This window comes from uncultured Methanospirillum sp., from assembly GCF_963668415.2.
Lineage (GTDB): Archaea > Halobacteriota > Methanomicrobia > Methanomicrobiales > Methanospirillaceae > Methanospirillum.
Window position 1 is genome coordinate 2,217,616 of sequence record NZ_CAXXDL010000001.1, and the last position, 18,060, is coordinate 2,235,675.

Annotated in this window: 19 protein-coding genes; 13 read left to right on the forward strand and 6 right to left on the reverse strand. The window is 44.7% G+C overall.

Translation table 11 applies throughout. The features are described 5' to 3' along the window. Positions 1-72: 72 nt before the first annotated feature. The 3 genes from ACHZA2_RS10395 to ACHZA2_RS10405 all read left to right on the forward strand — a co-directional run bounded on the left by ACHZA2_RS10395 (position 73) and on the right by ACHZA2_RS10405 (position 1,995). A complete protein-coding gene (locus tag ACHZA2_RS10395; RefSeq protein WP_319579637.1) occupies positions 73-549 on the forward strand; it encodes a DUF1890 domain-containing protein in 477 nt (158 codons plus the stop codon). Further along, a complete protein-coding gene (locus tag ACHZA2_RS10400) occupies positions 528-818 on the forward strand; it encodes a DUF1894 domain-containing protein (RefSeq protein WP_319579638.1) in 291 nt (96 codons plus the stop codon). The genes ACHZA2_RS10395 and ACHZA2_RS10400 overlap by 22 nt, the downstream gene beginning before the upstream one ends. A 115-nt stretch (positions 819-933) precedes the next feature. Continuing rightward, a complete protein-coding gene (locus ACHZA2_RS10405) occupies positions 934-1,995 on the forward strand; it encodes a radical SAM protein (RefSeq protein ID WP_319579639.1) in 1,062 nt (353 codons plus the stop codon). A gap of 449 nt (positions 1,996-2,444) precedes the next feature. Here the strand turns inward: ACHZA2_RS10405 and ACHZA2_RS10410 are convergent, their stop codons facing one another. Further along, complete coding sequence (locus ACHZA2_RS10410) at positions 2,445-2,687, reverse strand: hypothetical protein (RefSeq protein ID WP_319579640.1); 243 nt, start codon at positions 2,685-2,687, stop codon at positions 2,445-2,447. A 227-nt stretch (positions 2,688-2,914) separates the two neighbouring features. Between ACHZA2_RS10410 and ACHZA2_RS10415 the strand changes: the two genes are divergently transcribed. Both ACHZA2_RS10415 and ACHZA2_RS10420 read left to right on the forward strand, forming a co-directional pair. Further along, complete coding sequence (locus ACHZA2_RS10415) at positions 2,915-3,223, forward strand: two-CW domain-containing protein (RefSeq protein ID WP_319579641.1); 309 nt, start codon at positions 2,915-2,917, stop codon at positions 3,221-3,223. Positions 3,224-3,304: 81 nt separating this feature from the next. Continuing rightward, complete coding sequence (locus ACHZA2_RS10420; RefSeq protein WP_319579642.1) at positions 3,305-3,607, forward strand: two-CW domain-containing protein; 303 nt, start codon at positions 3,305-3,307, stop codon at positions 3,605-3,607. Between the two features lie 19 nt (positions 3,608-3,626). Here the strand turns inward: ACHZA2_RS10420 and ACHZA2_RS10425 are convergent, their stop codons facing one another. Beyond that, positions 3,627-4,877, reverse strand: a complete 1,251-nt coding sequence (locus ACHZA2_RS10425) for a response regulator (protein ID WP_319579643.1) — start codon at positions 4,875-4,877, stop codon at positions 3,627-3,629. A 182-nt stretch (positions 4,878-5,059) separates the two neighbouring features. Between ACHZA2_RS10425 and ACHZA2_RS10430 the strand changes: the two genes are divergently transcribed. The 8 genes from ACHZA2_RS10430 (at position 5,060) to ACHZA2_RS10465 (ending at position 10,707) form a co-directional block, all read left to right on the forward strand. Beyond that, on the forward strand, positions 5,060-5,203 hold the full coding sequence (locus tag ACHZA2_RS10430; RefSeq protein ID WP_319579644.1) for a hypothetical protein: 144 nt from the start codon (positions 5,060-5,062) through the stop codon (positions 5,201-5,203). A 252-nt stretch (positions 5,204-5,455) separates the two neighbouring features. Next, entirely contained in the window at positions 5,456-6,268 is an 813-nt protein-coding gene (locus ACHZA2_RS10435) for a sulfite exporter TauE/SafE family protein (RefSeq protein ID WP_319579645.1), read from the forward strand. Positions 6,269-6,448: 180 nt separating this feature from the next. After that, on the forward strand, positions 6,449-7,252 hold the full coding sequence (locus tag ACHZA2_RS10440) for an ATP-binding cassette domain-containing protein (protein ID WP_319579646.1): 804 nt from the start codon (positions 6,449-6,451) through the stop codon (positions 7,250-7,252). Then, positions 7,249-7,956 (forward strand): GTP-binding protein, encoded by a 708-nt coding sequence (locus ACHZA2_RS10445; protein ID WP_319579647.1) that lies wholly within the window; start codon positions 7,249-7,251, stop codon positions 7,954-7,956. The genes ACHZA2_RS10440 and ACHZA2_RS10445 overlap by 4 nt, the downstream gene beginning before the upstream one ends. After that, positions 7,928-8,575 carry a (Fe-S)-binding protein gene (locus tag ACHZA2_RS10450; protein ID WP_319579648.1) on the forward strand — a complete coding sequence of 216 codons (648 nt, stop codon included), beginning with the start codon at positions 7,928-7,930 and terminating at the stop codon, positions 8,573-8,575. The genes ACHZA2_RS10445 and ACHZA2_RS10450 overlap by 29 nt, the downstream gene beginning before the upstream one ends. Positions 8,576-8,590: 15 nt before the next feature. Next, a complete protein-coding gene (locus ACHZA2_RS10455; RefSeq protein ID WP_319579649.1) occupies positions 8,591-9,520 on the forward strand; it encodes an ABC transporter substrate-binding protein in 930 nt (309 codons plus the stop codon). An 86-nt stretch (positions 9,521-9,606) separates the two neighbouring features. Further along, on the forward strand, positions 9,607-10,344 hold the full coding sequence (locus ACHZA2_RS10460) for a HesA/MoeB/ThiF family protein (RefSeq protein WP_319579650.1): 738 nt from the start codon (positions 9,607-9,609) through the stop codon (positions 10,342-10,344). Between the two features lie 90 nt (positions 10,345-10,434). Further along, positions 10,435-10,707 (forward strand): ubiquitin-like small modifier protein 1, encoded by a 273-nt coding sequence (locus ACHZA2_RS10465; protein WP_319579651.1) that lies wholly within the window; start codon positions 10,435-10,437, stop codon positions 10,705-10,707. A 19-nt stretch (positions 10,708-10,726) separates the two neighbouring features. On the opposite strand, the gene ACHZA2_RS10470 is transcribed toward ACHZA2_RS10465, so the two are convergent. The 4 genes from ACHZA2_RS10470 to ACHZA2_RS10485 form a co-directional block, all read right to left on the reverse strand. Continuing rightward, entirely contained in the window at positions 10,727-11,308 is a 582-nt protein-coding gene (locus ACHZA2_RS10470; RefSeq protein WP_319579652.1) for a redoxin domain-containing protein, read from the reverse strand. A gap of 235 nt (positions 11,309-11,543) precedes the next feature. Then, positions 11,544-14,321 carry a PAS domain-containing protein gene (locus ACHZA2_RS10475; RefSeq protein ID WP_319579653.1) on the reverse strand — a complete coding sequence of 926 codons (2,778 nt, stop codon included), beginning with the start codon at positions 14,319-14,321 and terminating at the stop codon, positions 11,544-11,546. Positions 14,322-15,248: 927 nt separating this feature from the next. Next, a complete protein-coding gene (locus tag ACHZA2_RS10480; RefSeq protein WP_319579654.1) occupies positions 15,249-17,372 on the reverse strand; it encodes a PAS domain S-box protein in 2,124 nt (707 codons plus the stop codon). A 172-nt stretch (positions 17,373-17,544) separates the two neighbouring features. Further along, positions 17,545-18,060: a chemotaxis protein CheW gene (locus tag ACHZA2_RS10485; protein ID WP_319579655.1), complete on the reverse strand. Its 516-nt coding sequence runs from the start codon at positions 18,058-18,060 to the stop codon at positions 17,545-17,547.

Below are 18,060 nucleotides of genomic sequence, written 5' to 3' on the forward strand. Positions count from 1 at the left end.
AATCACGTGATGGACTCCAGGATCTGGGCATCACTTAAATCCTGAAATCTCCTTCTGATTATTACGATATTTATGACCGAAGCAGAAGAGAAAAAAGCCCTGGTCGTACTTGGCTGCCCCGAGGTTCCGGTTCAGAACTCTCTTGCGGTCTTCACTACCTACCAACTGAGGAAAACCGGTTATTCTCCTCTCATAGCAGGCAACCCTGCAGTCATGAAGCTTCTGATGACATCAGATCCCGAGAAGCATTACATATCCACCATGACTACCCTGGAAAAAGCGGTTGAGGATATCACTGATAAGGGTGAGAAGTACGAGCTCTGTCTCGCGTTTGCCCACAGTGATGCAGGAATTTCGTATGCTGCAACGATGCGGTACCTGCTTCCAGAAGCCCGATTTATCACCATCGTCTTCGGGAGAGAGGCTGAAGAGATTGCGAAGCTTATCGAGTATGAAGGTGAGACCATCGTAGAGGTTGCGGTTCACAACCCGATGCCCCTTCGAAAGAAGATGAGTGAGGTTCTAGGATGGGCTGCATCGAAGAACTGACGTATGAGGTTCTTGCGAAGGGTCTTACCTTCCAGGAATGTCGTGAGTTCATCTCAAAATTATGTCCCCGGGTTTACCATATTGAACCCGGAACAAAGTTATTTGGCGAAGGCATCATCGGACCACCACCGATTGCTGTGGGCACCGACGGAGTCTTTCTTATTTTCCCATACGTGAAACCATGTCACGGAACCTTTGTTCTAAAGGTGGAAGATCCAGGCGAAGCTGCCCGGCTTGCTTCTTTTGCAAAACCTGCCCCCAAAAAATAATTCATCGATGCGGCAGTAATTGCCGGCATCACTCTTCTCTTCTTCCCATAGATATACAGGTACTGTATGAACCCGGTGTTGACCGGATTATTTGGTGATTCAGAATTAAGGTGTGATGTACATTACAACTGAATTGACTCCATGGGACAAAGCTACCCTCATCAGTATCGGTCATGCCATGGTTGATCCTGAACTCCAGACTGAGGAGTATGTGGGGAGATCGACAGCCGGTCCGGGAGCCGGGGGACGATCAGTCTTCTTCACAGACGGAAAACGAAGGGTCAGGGTATCGATTAAAAACCCCAACGGTGCCCCGTTGGGGGCCCCAGACAGGACTGATGAAAAGGATTTTTTCATACAAAATGAGAGTCCGCTCCGGATACGAAAGGAGAACGGAGGGGTGGTTATTGAGAGAAATGGGGAGATTCTTGCGAAAGGTTCACTTGAACCGGTCGGAGCCCATTGTCCACAGCAGGCATATATCACCGTTTCAGAACAGTGTGCGTTTCATTGTGCCTTCTGTCCGGTTCCTCGCCTGAACGGACAGATAAAAAGTCGTGAACAGATACTCTCCATGATCGATCAGGTCTATCTCTCCGGCGATCTCAGGGCTATCTCACTCACTGGCGGTGTCACCGAAACACCGGAGAAGGAACTGGATCGGATGAAAGGTCTTGTAAAAGACCTTGTCAGGGAGTATGACGTTCCGATAGGGGTCTCGGTATATCCCACTCCGGGCAGTTCAGAAGAGCTCTACGCCGCAGGGGCCCACGAGATTAAATACAATGTTGAAACGATGGATCCTGTTCTCTTCTCCCGGTTCTGTCCGGATCTCGGACTCGATCATATTCTGAACGAACTCAAACATGCAGTCCCGATCTATGGAAAAAACCGTGTAAGTTCAAACATGATCATCGGGCTTGGAGAGTCTGATGAGACAGTCATATTAGGTGCTCAAAATCTGGCATCAATCGGAGTGTTACCGGTACTCAGAGCGATCTCCGTCAACCCGGACTATCCTCTTGAAGGAGCATCCCGGCCTTCTGCTGAGCGTCTGTATCATCTTGCCCAGTCTTTGAAGAAGATACTGGAGGATTATAATCTTTCCCCGCTCCATGCGAGGACGATGTGTCTCCCATGTACCGGATGTGATCTCATTCCTGGTCGGGATCTCTGATGATGAGTCGTATGAATATGGGTAAGAATCGCCATATCACCACCCTCTTTTTCTTTTTCTGTTCAACCATCCTTGTGATGAATTGTCTCAATACCTCCGCTGCTTTCTGGCTGGTCGGAGGGGCCGTCTGATATGAGAACAAAGGGATGCCGTCCGCGTTCTTTTCAGTCAGTTGAACAGGTTGATATGTTGGTCCCCCCAGGGGATGATGGAGTACATCTGGGTAATAATCCTGGAAATTTGGATTTATTAGATTTTAGACGCCCGTGGGACTGGGGAAGGTATCTCGGGTACGAGGCATGATATTGTATGAATCCCGATTCACAATTGTGAAGATTTATCTACTCCTGGATTCAACATATGTATAGTCACTATGACGAGAAGGGATCGTTTTTGCCTCTACTGAGGCAGAACATTATGACGAGATAACTATCGAACACTTGCCTCCATCAGCAAAACTGGTGTTTAAGGTGCTCGAGACGGGTGAGCCACTCACCCAGAAAGACATTATCGAAAAAACCAGACTGCCTCCGCGGACAGTGCGTTATGCAATCAGGCGTCTGAAGACCAATGCGTTGCTCAAAGAGCGTCTCAGTTACATAGACGCCCGGCAGAGCCTTTACAGCATTGCGGATCTCGTCCGTCCGGTGATCATGGGTTGAACCGGTCGAGGGGTCGCCCCTCATCCCCATGTTTCGTACCTGATATTCTTCAGTTTTTTGTTCTTTTCATAATTCTCATCTATGTATGTACGCAAAAGAGGTTTGTACAATTTCAGCCGAAATTGCCGCATCGCAGATCTATTCACATTTTGAGAAGCAACATAAGGGGCATGTATCTCTTCAATCAGGCGTGCGAAGGTTTTCCGAAGCCGAAAGAGATCACAAGCAACCAGATCTGAAGATTTCAGGAGATAATCATGAGTAAGCAGAACTGTTGGGATTTCAAGAAGTGTGGTCGCCAACCTGGCGGGGAAAAGGTAAAGGATCTTGGTGTCTGTCCCGCTGCAGTCGAATCGCGTACTAACGGGGTTAACAGTGGATCAAACGGTGGTCGTGCATGCTGGGCGATAACCGGAACATTCTGTGGTGGAAAGGTACAGGGAACCCATGCGTCAAAGATGGGGAACTGCCTGAACTGTGACTTCTACCAGGTAGTTCAAAAAGAAGAACGGCCGAACTTTAAGACAGCCGGCTATATCCTGAATCTCATCAGAGACGAAGAGTAATAGGTTATTTTCTTTATGGATGATATAATCCCTGGAATTGAGCGTTCGCGGTATTAATTACTAGGTTGTGAGGAATAACGGATGAAAACTAACTGTTGGGATTTTAAGAAGTGTGGTCGTCAACCTGGTGGTGAAAAGGCAGCGGAGTTTGGTGTCTGTCCGGCTGCGGTCGAGTCACGGGTTGACGGAGTAAATAGCGGTTCAAAAGGCGGTCGTGCATGCTGGGCAATAACCGGCACCCTGTGTGGGGGCAAGGTACAGGGAACCCATGCACAGAAACTTGGAAACTGTCTGAACTGTGACTTTTACCAGTTGGTCCAGAAAGAAGAACGGCCAAATTTCAAGACTGCCGGATATATTGTAGCACTTATAAAGCAGGAGTAAACCTTATATCCGGTTCTTCCTACTTTAGGTGAACCAGGTAGAACCGGGAACCATCATGGTCAAATGGTCTGACTGACAAGCCAGGCACCTTGTCTGTCTTTTCTGATAGATTGATACCACTTTTTTCAGTACCGGTGTCTGAATTTGGGATATTGGCTACCAACTGATGAATCTCCCCAGTGGTCAGCAGCCCGGTGTCAGTGATGTTCTGCAGGCCTGCATGGATATTTTTGCTTTTTGATGCAATCCTCTGGGCCGCCAGATTTGCATACTGAATTGTTCCTTGTGTATCAATCAGAAAGAAGGCATCATTGTCACTTTCAATCGCACTGAGCATCATGTTCAGCCTGTCTACGACCTTCTCTTTCTCACGCTCCTGTACCATGAGTTCAAATGCGAGGGAGAGACTCTCGGTTATCTCCATCATGAGCAACACCTCCTCTTCACTAAAGAAGTCTGCCTCATCGGAATGGAGTGTGAGTACCCCGATCAGACCGTCGCTTACGCGGAGTGGGAATGAAGCACTGGTGAGAAAACCTACAGCACAGAGAGCACGGCCATACTGCTCTTCATGTGGATACCGCCGGTTGTCTGAGCATACATGAAACCTGCCCTCTTTCAGTGTATGAAGCGTAGGCACTGATTCCGGGCTGATGAAGGGTTCTGCTGTCTTTTTGGGAATCTCTGGTGAGGTAGCATATGCCGCAATCTCCGTGAGGTTGGTTACCGGATGGAGCATACAGACTGATGCTACCTTGAATCCTCCCTGTTCGATTGCGATCTGGCAGACTTCCCTGATGAGATCGTCACGCGTCCTTATCTGGTATACTGCCTTGTTGACCCGTGAAAGGAGGGAATACAGCCTTGCAAGGTGGCGAATCTGATCCTGTGCCTGTCTTCGCTCGGTCGCTCTCCGGCATTTGTGTGCCAGTTCGGTGTACTGAGCCTTGGGCTCACCACCTTTCTGGAGATAGAAGTCTGCACCAAGGTTCAGTGCGTCAATGACCACCTCTTCGCGTCCTTTTCCGGTGAAGATGATAAATGGCTGGTTTGGTGAACGTTTCTTGACTTCTCTGAGCAGTTCGATACCATTCATGTATGGCATGTCGTAATCAGAGACAACGATCTGATATGGATGCTTTTCAAGCCGCTCCAGTGCTTCCTTTCCATTAGAAGCAGTGTCAACGGTGAAATGTTCACGCTGGGTCAGGTAGAAGGATCCCAGATCCAAAAGGACTGGCTCATCGTCTACCAACAGGATCGAGATCATAAATCTGGTACATCTCCGCTCAAGGTACTAGTGTGGTGATGTATTTCTCTGTATATTGAATGAACCTATGGCAAACGGCACTTTTGACAGAGATCCTGGTAAGAACTGCCGATACTGGCTCTATTATGTCTGGGAAGGATCAATATAGTGTGTTCACAATCGTGAATCCTAGGGGAGATTTCATGAATTATGTAAGATCCAGGACGGGTGTAAAAACATCATCCATCCATGATTCTCCGGTATCCTCCCTGGATACAGGAGATAACATGATTGCATATGTCTACCCGTGGGAACTTGTCAGAGGACGGTACTGTCACCGGAGATAAGTTTTCACTCATCACAGAACATCACGCCTCTCAGGGTGATACCGGACTGGACCCCCGGGATCATCTACCCATAACCAACCGATCGTTCGTACAGGTCGTGTTGCTGGACGTATCTATGCCATACGTTACCTCGGATCAGACGCCTTTACATTATATATGGCCGGATGGATCTTATCCTTCTCCTCCGGTTTTGAAATCGGGTGTTTTTCCTGACCCTGCCGATGATCACAATATTTCAATGCCAGAACTATTATGATACTACTCTCCAGTGATCTCATCCTTGCAGGAATCAGCTCTGTATTTGTTGGTATCTTCTCTGCACTTGTGGGTCTTGGTGGGGGATTTATTCTTGTTCCGATGTATACGCTGTTGTTTGGGCTTGCTCCAGAGATTGCCATTGGTACCAGTATTACAGCTACCATATGTACCACCCTCTCTGCTACTTTGTTTCAACTAGAGTCAGCGAAGGCACATCTGTCGGTTATCCTCCGAATTGTTCTCTTCTCCCTTCCTTCAGCGGTGATTGGTTCATATTGTACCCAGTATCTCTCTGGTGGATCACTCATCGGGATATTTGGAATATTTCTTCTGATCATGGCAGGGAGACTCACTATCTGGCCTGTACTCCTGGAGTTCCTCTCTCATCAATCAAGCAGTTCAGCATCATCAGATTCTGCAAAAATAGTCAGGACCAGGAGAATGAGCGCTCTTTTCTTATATGCAACCGGTTGTCTTGGAGGTCTTGTCAGCGGTCTAACCGGCATTTCCGGCGGGATCATCTTTGTCCCTGCCCTCATCAGCAGGAAGGTTCAGATTCATAATGCGGTCGTCATCTCGCTGGCATCCATAATCTTTACCTCATCAGGTGCAGCCGCAACCAGTCTTCTGATGGGCCATGTAAGTATCCCGTTTCTTCTCAGTACTGCCACCGGAGTACTGATTGGAGGAGCAATTGGTGTCCGGCTCTCCCCTTATCTCACCGCCGATCTCATCAGGTGGATGCTTGGTGTATCTATTGGCACTATTGCCCTTGTTATGATAATCAAGGCGTTAACACTCGCATGATTCTTTACTCTCGTTTCTGACGTCACATGTCTGATTGAGGGTCATATATTCTCAAAAATTACCTATTATTTTACTAGTTTAGTTTAATAGGGATGATATTAAAAACATATTTTGCTTAAAGTATTAATATTCTGTTGCCTGTTTCTTTCTTCTTAAATAGCCTGACATAGAGGGTACTTCATGGAATCCCTCCAGAGGTTTATCATCACGATCCTGCCAGGCCTGAGTAAGGATGGTCAGCAGGAATTCTTTACGCGGATCGATATTCAACCGGGTGACACCGTCTCCATTGTCGGATCAACCGGATCAGGCAAATCTGCCTTCATTAATGATATAGAAGTTCTTGCACAGGGGGATACCATCACACGAAGGACAATCAGGATCAATGGAGCCGAGCCACCTGAAGAGATGGTGCGAAATCCGGCAAAGAAACCGATTGTTATGATCACTCAGAATAACCGTTGTATTGCAGACCTCAAGGTCGTTGATTTTCTCTCGCTTCACATGAAGGCACGGGGGATTGCCAACGAGTCTCTCGTCCTGGACACGATTGAACTTGCCAACGAGTTTACAGGCGAGAAGATCCAGCCACATTACCGGATGACGGCCCTTTCAGGTGGACAGACGCGTTCGCTCTTCATCGCAGATGCTATCAGAATTGGTGATGCTCCGATTCTTCTTCTTGACGAGGTAGAGAATGCAGGAATTGCAAAAGAGCGGGTCATCTCCCGGATCAAAGAACATCGTCGTGCCGTTATCCTGGTGACGCATGATCCGCTGCTTGCCCTGAGTACTGATCGGAGGATTGTGATGAAGAACGGTGCTGTCCGTGAGGTCATTTATCCGTCAGGATCTGAACAGAATCTGGTCAGAAGACTCTCTGATATCGATGAGTTTGTATCTGAAATCAGGGAAAAAGTGCGAGATGGTGAGCAGTTTTCTGATGCACCAGTAATTGCTACAGGAACCAAGGTGGCAGCATGAAGCTTCTCATCGTTGCAGGACCCCCGAGCGTTGGAAAGACTGCAGTCATCAGACAGGTGATCAAGGAACTCTCTTCAAAATTCAAGCCGTCGTACCTGAAGATCGATGTGGTTCGAGCTTTTGAGGATGAGGAACTCAGGGAAGAGTTTGGGATTCCGACCCGTAAGACCTACTCCGGCGATGTCTGCCCGGATCATATGGGAATTCTCGTCCTGGCTGATGCCCTTGCCTGGGCGGTTGCGGTTGATTCTGATCTCCTGATTGTGGAGAGTGCAGGGCTCTGTCTGCGTTGTACTCCATACACAACCCAGTCTCTCGGGGTGGTTGTTCTTTCTGCAGTATCGGGAAGCAAGGCTCCCCTCAAGATGGCTCCCATGATTGCCCTCGCTGATGTTGCAGTGGTTACCAAGGTCGATCTTGTATCGCAGGCAGAGAAAGAGGTGTACCGCGAGGGAATTCTCTCTGCATCACCCGATATCGAGATCATCGAGACCAATGCACTCCAGGGTTCAGGGCTTCGGTTCCTGATAAACAAGATCAGAGATTTCCCGGATGTGGAAGATGCCGGAACTGTAACGCTCCGGGGAACTCCTCCCCTTGGGGTGTGCACGGTCTGCATCGGCAAGAAGGAGATCGGATGGAAGAACCACTTTGGTGTCATCAGAACCCTTGACAATGCAGATCCGATCTACCGGGGTGACTGAAGAGATGGTCTGGCATCCGCCAGGGAGAGATTGTGGTGCATGTGGTTATTCCACATGCGATGATTTCTCAAGGGCACTCTCAACAGGTGACCGTTCAAAGGAGGACTGTCCGTATTCAGTGGCTCCATCAGAGCATACTGCCAGAACGGTCTCCTATTCCGGAGTTGATGTCGCAGGAAAGGAGTATGACTTTGTAATCAAAGCCTTTCCCGGAGAGCCGTCTGCCCGGAAGTTTGTGGTTCCCTTCAGAGCCGATCTTGTGGAGAAATGGGATATCAAGGCTGGTGATCTGATAACTGGAAGACCTGCCGGCCCTGGTTGTCCGCTCTATCACGCACTCAGGGTCCTCTCTGCAAACCCGGTTACCGGAGTACTTGAGTGCCATACTGTCGGCCCTCTGGCAGCCCGGTCAGAAGAGGCACATGATGTACAAGCCTACCATGTCCATGCATTTGAAGGGATTGCAGAGCCGATAAAACGGCCACCCATCCTGGGAATCAGGCAGTATTTCCTTCCCGGATACTGCATGATCGATCTTGCACACACAGCACTTGTGAACATGGTACTTCAGAAGAAGGACGGAATTCACGTCCGTGTGGAGGATATCAGAATTCTCTGATAGAAAATTATGACCATGCATCAAGTTCGTATCGGTCACCTCTCGACGGTGTATCATACGGCTTTTATTCTGATGGGAACCGATCTTCTGGAACGTAACCGGATTAGTGCCCAATGGAATCTGTATCCTTCAGGTCCTGATATCATCAGAGCCATGGAGAATGGGTCACTCGATCTGGCTTATATCGGGCTCCCCCCTTTTATTATTGGTCTAGATCGGGGTCTTCATGCCCGGTGTATTGCCGGAGGCCATGTTGAAGGGACAGTTATCATCGCAAACCCTTCTGTTGCCCCCCTGGAATCATTCCCTGATATGGGCAGTTTTCTCGATCAGTTTGCATGTGAAAGCATCGGAACACCACCAAAAGGCTCTATCCATGATATCATCATCAGGGATCTTCTCTCCCGGTACGGGAAAGAGTCGGTCCATGTGAAGAATTATGCCTGGGCAGATTTTCTTCATGATGCTCTTGCTGATGGTGAGATCATGGCTGCGGCAGGAACTCCTGCTCTTGCAGTCGCGGCCCGGCGATATGGATCAGCCCGGGTTGTAATCCCTGCAGAGAAGATATGGTCATTTAATCCGAGTTATGGTATTGTTGCCACTGATGACCTGATCAGTGAGGATGACGTTGTATCGTCATTTATTCGGGCTCATGAAGAGGTGTCTCACATGATCTGCCAGAAACCCCGGGTATGTGCAACAATCGTTGCTGATACCTGTGGGTTTGTTGATGAATCCTTTGTTGAGGAGACATATCGCCTCTCTCCTCATTACTGTGCATCATTACCTCCAGAGTATATCCAGTCTACAGCCGGGTTTGCACAGACACTGTACAAACTCGGTTCAACTGAACGACTGATATCATCAGATGAGATATTTTTCCTGGCAGCAGTGGAGAGGATTCACCCTGCAGGGCATCATTACCGGGATGGAATTGTGTGAATAACAGAGGATCGTGATGTCAATATTTGCCCGGATCACCGGGATTTTATGGATCATCACTGAACTCATAGTACTGACTTCAAAGTATGACATTAACATCGTATGATCAGAAACGATACAACCGCCAGATCCTGATTCGTGGGTTTGGTGAGGCAGGGCAGGAGCGTCTGAAGAATGCAACCGTATTTGTTGCAGGATGTGGAGGGCTTGGATGCCCGGTTGCAACATATCTTGCAGTAGCAGGGATAGGTCATCTCGTCATCGTTGATATGGACGTTGTTGACGCATCAAACCTGAATCGTCAGATCCTGCACTGGGATGAGAATGTTGATCAGTATAAAGTCAAGAGTGCCAGTGCCAAACTTGCCGCGATCAACCCGTCGATCAAGGTTACTGGTCTTCAGGAGAAGATCGATGAGGCAAACTACCTGGACCTGACCAAAGGCTCTGATATCATCATTGATGCGATGGACAACTACCCGACCCGCTATCTTCTGAATAAGGCCGCTATTTATCATAATATTCCGTTTATCCATGCATCAGTATGGGGTCTTGAGGGCCGCCTTACGACCATCATCCCAGGGAAGACGCCCTGTCTTGAGTGCCTGGTCCCGGAGGCTCCACCCAAAGAGGTCTTCCCTGTCCTTGGTGCAACACCGGGTGTGATGGGAACTCTTCAGGTGACTGAGGCGATCAAGGCTATTACCGGAGTTGGGAAACTTGCGTTAAACCGTATGGTGATATATGATGGAGAGTATCTTGAATTCCATGAGCTCCCGCTTTCCCGCAATCCGGTGTGTCCTGCATGTTCACACCTGAAATAAAAAACCCCACGGTGCCCCACTGGAGGCCCCGGCAGAACCGATGAAAAGGACTTTTCAATATAAGAGAGGAAGATACCCCAGGCGATTATTATGAGTCTGAAAGTAATTCTGTTTGCAAATTACCGGGAAATTGCCGGTGTAAAAGATGTTGAGATCAGTAATGTTACGACTGTACAGGATATTATCACTGAACTGACGAGTAGATATCCTGGCCTTAATGCACTTCTGTTCCAGGATGGGGAACTGAAGCGGTATGTGAACATTCTGGTGAACGGAACCGGATATCGGGATCTTGATGGTCTCTCAACGCCTGTTCACGATGGTGATGAGATCAAGGTATTCCCCCCTGTCTCGGGAGGATAAAAAATATTTTTCTGCCTGTTCAGCAGAGTTCTGAAAGGATCGATTTCAGTTTAGCTTCAGGAAATGCCCCGTCTCCCACATACGTAACTTTTTTGTTGCAGATGATCAGGGTCTGTGGGAGTGACTGGACAACCCGTGGCCCCACTGTCTGGATTAATCCCCTGGTGAGATCTGTTGGAGCGGCGATATACATCCCGACAAACTGGTTCTTCTCAACATGACTCTTGATCATCTCCGTGTTCTCCCGAGAATCGAAATCTATCCCAAGGACTGTGTATGCCCCCGGGTTCTCTTTAAGAAGTTTAGCAGTTTCACGGAGTTGTATTGAACAGGCAGGGCACCATACCGCAAAGGAATGAATGATCACCGGTTTTCCCTCATCGGCAAGGTCTACGATCGTGGTCTGCCTTCCGGTCATTACATCAGTGATCGGGACTGTCATCCACGATGACTCATTACCCATCTCTTTAGCAGAAGAAAGTGATGTATTGGATTTGGTGTTTGTCTGGTTGCTGGTATCAGATGTTGTACAGCCTGCTGAAAGCAGGACCGCTATGAGACATAATGCCAGGAGCAGTATCCGGTGATCTATACGTTGCATATACAGAGTTCGTAATCTTCAGGATAATAGTTTGTTGAATATTTATTCCTGAATCATCAGTTTTATGAGAATACCGCATGAGTAATTACCATGTGACTAATGTAACTCTTATCAACGGCGGGGAGCATGAGGAACCAGATTTCCAGTCGAAGAAGAGTATTACGAATTAAATACATCATACTCCTGATCTTTTTCAATCAAGAAGTAAGAATTTCTCTGAAACGGCAATGCAAATTTAGTAATTATGGTGTTTTTGGAGATATGAGATTACTTTCTCTGATTCTACCCATCGGTTGTCTACCTGATTGATCAAGTCGTCTATCTGCTGGATGTAATTTGAGATCTTATCAGATATAATCGGATCACAAGATTCTGCCAAAATAGCGAGAACAGTTAATGGATTTCTAATGCCATCATTTAGAATTGAGAATTCAGCGAAATTTTTTCTTAGTTGATTGAGAGAAATTCCATTTTCATATTCAACTGTCTTTCTCCTCGTGATATCCTCAATGGTACCTTCCAGAGAATAGCTCTCTCCATCCTGATATCTAATAACTTTCTCATTTACCGATATCCAGACCGTAGATCCATCTTTACGATACTTTTCGACTTCAAATCCTCTGACCTCTCCGTTTTCTTCAAGAAGGCGAAGCAGTAAGTCACGATCTTCAGGGTGAACGTACATCTGGCTTCTGATATCTGTTATGGCTGCTTTCATTTCATCCGGGGTATCAAATCCATGTATCCTTGCGAATGCAGGATTTACGTTAATTATAGAGCCCTCCTTTGTTACTTTAAATATACCGAGGATAGCATCCTCAAAAATGGAACGAAATTTATACTCACTTTCCTGAAGAGCTTCTTTTGTATTCGTGAGTTGGAGATATTGGTCTTTCAGAGATTCTTCGGATGAGAGAAGTTCCTCATATGCAGATGCAAGCTCCTCCCTGCTCCTTACCACCTCACTGAGATATTCCTCTTCTTTCGTTCGATCATTGATTATACCACAAAAAACACTCTCCTCCCCAAATTGACCGTAACTTATACTCATATGGAGGTTCTTTTGAGTATCTGGGGAGATATTTAATAAAGCACCCTCTGAAATGGAACCTGTTGACTTTGCCAGGTCCATCAACTCTGACCAGGTTTTAGATTGGAGGATGAAAGGAAGCACACTTACATGAGATCTGATAATTGTTCCCTTTGATTGGGATGAAAATTCAGAAAAGGCAATATTTGTGTCATAAATGATTCCCTCACTATTAAACCAGAATACCCCTTCCTTGAGATGTTCGATGGAGTGAGCTAATTTCTGAAGTGCTTTTTGTGCAGCAATTTCCGGAGTAATATCAGTAATATAACCCTCCAAAGCCTGTAATATTTCTCCTTGAAACACTCCCCTACCCTGCTCCCAAACCCATTTAACAGAACTATCTTTACAGATGATCCGGTATCTCAATTCAAAGGGTTTACTATTAATTACCCCCTCTTCCACAAAATCCCAGACAATTTTCTGATCATCCGGATGAATTATCGACCCATACGAGACATCCCGGTTGTAAAGCATCTCTTCTTTTTGATACCCGGTTAATGGCAGAACCCCATCGCTGATGACCTCCATTGTCCAGTTCTGATCATTCCTGCAGCGATACACCATCCCTGGCAGATTATCCGTTAATGTCTGTAGCACTCGACTCTTTTCGTCTAATTTTTCTTCAATCTCTTTTCTTGCGGTAATGTCTGTATGAGTGCCTAAAACCCGACGTGGTTTACCTTCCGGACTCCATTCAATAACCTTTCCTCTCTCTAATATCCATTGGTATGTATCATCGCTTCGCAGGACACGGTATTCAACGAAAAGATTATCCCCGTTCATCAGGGTTTTATTAAATAATATTTGAACTCTTTCTTGATCATCAGGATGAATAAGTGAAGCCCAATGTGCTATATCTGGTGGAAAGGCATCAGGTTGGTAACCACACATCCGGTAAAACTGGGGAGAGAGAAAGAGGACACCTGTTGCGATATTTAAGTCCCATAACCCGTCATTGATCGATTCTAATGTCAGGGAGTATCTGTTTTCACTAATTTCAAGAGCCTGTTTGCTCTTGACGAGTTCATTATAATTTGTACGAAGTTCCTCTTCTGTAGCGATAATCTCCTCATAAGTGGCTTGAAGTTCTTCATTTTTCTTCAAAAGCTGTTCTTCTATCAACTTTTGCCCTGTCACATCGATGTGTGTCCCAATCGTCACAGGGGTAAAATATCCGGATGAATCCTGTAGTGTTTTCCCACGCGATAGGATCCAGACCCAATGCCCATCCTGATGGAGCATCCGGAAATATTGCTCGTACATCCCTTCGGGATTGACAAGATACGAATTCCAGGCTTTTACCGCTTGTTCCCGGTCATCAGGGTGGATAAGGTCAATCCAAACTTTTTTGAAATCCTGGCTTTCTGAACTTCCGTAATCCCTGATATTTCGTCCCAGCATGGAGAAATATTCAGGACTGCACCAGAAATTTCCGGAACTATCATACTCCCAAGCACCAGTATTTGAGGCCAAAATGAGTGCCTCAAAGCGGGAAGATGATGCCCTGAGTTTCTCAACTGATTCAACAAGGGAACATTCTGCCTGTCTCTTTGCCACTGCCTGTTTTATCTGATGTCCGAGTTCAGCAAATTGTGATTGTGGTTCACCTCCCTTTTGGATGTAAAAGTCAGCCCCATTATTGATCGCTTCAATTACCACATCTTCTCGTCCTCTGCCCGTGAATAGAATAAAGGGAATGTCCCCAAACTCAGATCTTATTTTTTTTAACAGTTCTATCCCATTCAGTCCTGGCATTTCATAATCTGAAATAATTGCATCGTATTGATTTGAGCGGATAATATCCAAAACTCGATCTGGTGAGGATAGAGTATCGACGATAAAATCTCCTGACCTTTCAAGGAAGAGTTTACCGATCTCAAGAAGATCCTTTTCGTCGTCGATGTAGAGTAGAGAGAGCATTGTATTCACGTTGAATATGCGGGGTTTAATCGGAATGTAATGAAACTGATGGTCTCATTACTTATCTCAACAATCAATGCTTTATTGTCTGACATATTTTTTTTATTTTGCTTGACTCTATGTGGATTGTGAGATCTAATCATATAAACAATTCGAATATGCTTCCAATCCAGCAGTTTAAAAAAAGTCAGCGATGAACCTCGGTTCGTAGATGATAATGAAACACCCTGAAACAAACTTCATATTGATGTTTGTTCAGAGTGTTTCATGAGAGTGAATGGAGTTTTTATCATTCATTACCTGTTTCATCTGATTATAACGTAAAATGGCTTAATTTATTTTATTCCTGTTCATATGGACATTAAGAAGAATTAAATTCTGATAGATAAAGTGTAACAGATGATAAAGAGGAGAGGGTATGATTATTGAGGCTTTTCGTCTGTTTAGTGGGGAAGATGTAGGATGCCATTCAATATGAGTAATGGTTATTGCAGAGGATCTCTTTTGGGCCGCCCTTCGCTTAACAGTTCCCTAGTGCTTATCGTCACTTTATTTTCGAATTGATTCTCTAGGGATTTTTGATATAAATTTTAGATGACGAGGGACCCTAGTATATATCTATATAAAAAAATCACAGAAGGAGAGCGAAAATTAAACATCTGCGTTGACTTTCCTAAAGTTACACGATTTCCATGCCCAGAATGCAATCACTTACAATGTGAAGTACGTGATACAACAACCATAACATGACATCGTTAAGACTTTTTTGAACATCAAACCTTTCTTAATGGTAGAATTCCAAGAATAGTCCGTCCTAATTTCGGGGTTAGGCAAGCAAGACAGGAACAATTGAAACGTAACTAACTCACTTGAAACAACGAAGAGCCTCTTATTGGGGATAATCATGGAAATCTTATGCAACCTGCACTACTTGTTTCTATTATCTTGGACCTCTCTTAAAATACCAATGGCCAGAATTAATTTCTGATCAGAGGCATGAATGAGTGATATTGATGTCTCAATAGATAATATACAGCCATCCTGGTGATTGTAAATACTCATCATCTGTCGGAACACTGCATTTTCATCACCAGATTGATAATCTGAAATCTGTTTTTTCAGCAGATTAATACCGATGGTATCGATAATGCCCGGATTTATATTAGAAGAAGGCTGCCCCATGATCTCATCTGGCTGATATCCATAAAGAAGTGATATTGAAGGACTGACGTATGTGAAAAAATCGGACTGAAGATCTAGAATCCAGATAACATCCTTAATGTTATCAAAAATTAACTTATAATTTGCCTCCCTTTCTGTTAATTTTAGAAGAACTTCCTTCTTTTCAGTGATATTCCTGGATGTCCCGATTACTTCAACAACTCCTATCTCTTCGTTTCGGGAATAGTGAGATATGAATTCATTCCAGACAATATCTCCTGATTTTGTAAGCATTCGAAGTTCACTTGTATATTGTCGCGTGCTATTAGTATCGAGAAATTCCTGGTAATGCATCTTACAGTTGGAAATGAACTCTTCACGCATATCTGGAGAAATGAATTTTTCAAAAGGTTTTTCGCAGATCTCACGCGGTATCCAGCCAAGCATTGCAGTAACAGACGGACTCATATACTTTAGTTGTCTTGATAATGGATCCATTACCCATACAAGGTCTGTGGTTGAATCGGCAAATAAACGGTAATGACGCTCAAACTGTCGTGATTTTTCTTCTATTTCTAGTCTGTATGAAATATCTCTTGAGACTCCCAATAGTTGTGTGATCGTTCCGAATTCATCAATTATAAAGGTGATAACAGCTTCGGTCGGGACTTTTGATCCGTTTGAATGCAAATAATTTATTCGAAGTCTGCAATAATCCGGATATCGCCCTTTTAAATGACCTTTGATATACTGAGGCATTTTTAGTATCATCCGGAGATATGTTTTCTTTGTCATAATCTCCTGAATATTCATCTGTAATATTTGATCAGGAGTCCATCCCAATAGATGTTCGATAGATGGAGACACATAGGAAAGTGAATAGGTTACAGGATCCATAATCCAGATAACATCCATGGTATTGTCAGCAAGAAGACGATATAGGGCTTCAGTTTTACGTACCTGCTCCTCTGCCCGTTTCTGTTCACTGACATCCCGGATAACTGTGAGCATACAATTTCTATCCTGCATATGAATTATGCTGGATGAACATGATACATCGATTATTTCTCCAGATAAATTGTGGATTTTCAGGTCATAGCGATATTTATTGTTATCACTATTTTTTATATTTTGAACAAGGGATTTCCTGAATTCGTACGATTCAAATAGCCCCAGTTCCACTGAAGTCTTACCCACTAAGTCAGGCCAGGCATATCCAACCAGATTGCAATATGAGGGATTAACCTCAAGAAGTTCACCAGTGTCGAGGTTGCTCATAATAATGCCATCTGGCGATTCATGAAATGCATGAACGTATTTTTGCTGGGTTGTTTTAAGTTCCTCTTCAGAACACCTTTTTTCTGTGATATTCCTGCAAATGAGTGAAATCTGATTTGATGCGTGGAGAAGAGAAAAACGGAGGATAGTTATCTCAAACCATAGCCCGTGGGAATCCTGGATAACAATCACCTCGGATTTTTCAAAAGAATAAGAGCTCAATGCCTTAATTACGTCCCAGTCAGATAACAATGGAAAATGTAACGAGTTTACATGTATCCCGATACAGTCATTGAGCGATGTATTGAAGTATCTACATGCAGATGCATTTATATACTGAACTATTAAATTTGAATTGAGGATTAGAATCAGATCTGAACTTATATCTATCAGACCGAATACCGGAATACTTTTGACAAGTAAATACTTTTTTGCCGTTCCCTTCTCTAACTTTCTTACCTTTCCAAGTAATTCAAGCATATCCAGGTGTCGGGCGACCATATGGCGATTAAGCCCTGTATGCTGAGCAATTGCTGAAATCGAAAGAGAATACCGGTCATCATTAAGTACTGCAAGTATTTTTCTCCTTTCATCGTCAGCCTTTTTAATCATACTGGTTAGAACAAAAGATAATTAGTGTAATCTCTCATTAAACATTGCAGAAACCCAATAGTCAGAACCAGAGATTACCAAATAGGATTTCCATGGTCTTCTTTCTTTAATGGCTATGATAATCGGTTAAACCAAAACCGATAATATAAATTAAGGAGACATGGTAGTTCCTCTACTGACCCATATCCCTCAAAAGACCTGGGACATCGATCCATATCACCAGTTCACCATTATCAGATTCCTTATCTCCCTGTTTATGTCGTATGACTCCAAGGATGAACGATGATCCGTTTTTATCGCATACTTTTTTATCGATCTCTGATTCTGTGATTGAAAGAACGGTTGCTACATCATCAACAAGGATTCCGCTCTTGCTATTTGTCACTGAACTATCTATTACGATAATCCTGGACTGTTTAAGATCTTCTTTAGATGATACGATTCCCAATTTTGATTTGAGATCGATTATTGTGGTAATATCTCCTCTTAAATCAATAATTCCCTTGATGTAATGACCACTTTCTGGAACTGGTGTAATCCGGGTATATTCAACAATCTCCTTTACATCAAAAAGGTTGAGTGCAAATTTATTCTTTCCAAGAAGAAACTCAACAATCTGGATCTCTTCTTCTGTCTCTGTTTTAACTCCATGGATCTTTTTAGAGGATATCTGTTCATACTCACCCAT